We start from the raw sequence: 1,149 nt of genomic DNA on the forward strand, positions 1-1,149 counted from the left end.
AGTTTATTTACGGTGGTGAAGCGCACTTTGACAACATGAAGAGCTTTTTCCTTGGTCAACGGCTTCGAGCAAATTGTCGATGAGCCACAATACCAAAATCCGGAGTTCACCGGTTCTTGGGGTGTGAGGTGACGAAGACTTGTACAACAAAGCGGATGAAGAATTTACCCGTCTTAACAAGAGGGAAAACCGTTTTTCGAGTCCTCGTCTTTACCTCCAGCAATCACAGCCCATTTGAGTATCCAGCGGGCAAAATTGAGCCATATGAGAGTGAGTTCAACACGCGCAATAATACCGTCAAATACTCTGATTACGCGCTAGGAACCTTCTTCGACAAAGCCAAGCAGTCCGATTACTGGGAAAATACCATTTTCATCGTCATTGCAGACCATGATGCCCGAGTGTTTGGTTCGCAACTGGTGCCTGTCGATCGCTTCCATATTCCGGTCAGTGAWTTTGGGCAAAGGTATTGAACCACGAAAAGATGATCGCCTAGCGAACAACATCGATATGCCTCCGACGCTGCTGTCGCTGATCGGCATTGATGCAACATCGCCAATGATCGGCCGCGACTTAACCAAGCCTTTGGCTCGCGAAGATGAACGCGCAATGATGTCAGACTTTGACAAAACTACGGTTATTTAACGCGTGACAGCTTGGTGGTGTTCTCTCCAGGTGAAAAAGTGTCGTCTTATCACTACAACTTTGAAGACAAGAGCTTAACACCAAAAGAGGTCAGCCAAGAGTCGCTCGATAAAGCCAAAGCCAATGCGCTATTTGGTTCGATGGCGTACAAATACAATTGGTACAAATCGGATTATTAACCGAGAACATACTAGGGGCCTGAAACGGCCCCTTTGTTTTATCGCGTTTTTATTTGGCTTACGCGCTTCTCGTTCATCTCAGATTAATCTAGTCTATGGATACTCAACGCTTCATTTCACTGGGTTTAGGAACACATATGCGAACTCTCGGAAATATTATTTGGTTTTTGTTTGGCGGCGTTTTTATGGGGCTTGCTTGGTGGTTTTTTGGCATTTTGGCCTTTATCAGTATCATCGGGATCCGTGGGGAAGAGCGTGTTTCGTCATCGGTAATTTCTCCTTCTTTCCTTTTGGTTCAGAGGCGGTCTATCGCGACGAACTGACC

2 pseudogenes are annotated in these 1,149 nt (G+C 46.1%); both read left to right on the plus strand.

Features of this window, described 5'->3' with window-relative positions:
* Positions 1-824 (plus strand): annotated as a pseudogene (locus CIK04_RS28150) (LTA synthase family protein); the annotation flags it as partial.
* A gap of 137 nt (positions 825-961) precedes the next feature.
* Positions 962-1,149, plus strand: a pseudogene (locus CIK04_RS28155) (YccF domain-containing protein); the annotation flags it as partial.

This window comes from Vibrio sp. 03_296, from assembly GCF_002265885.1.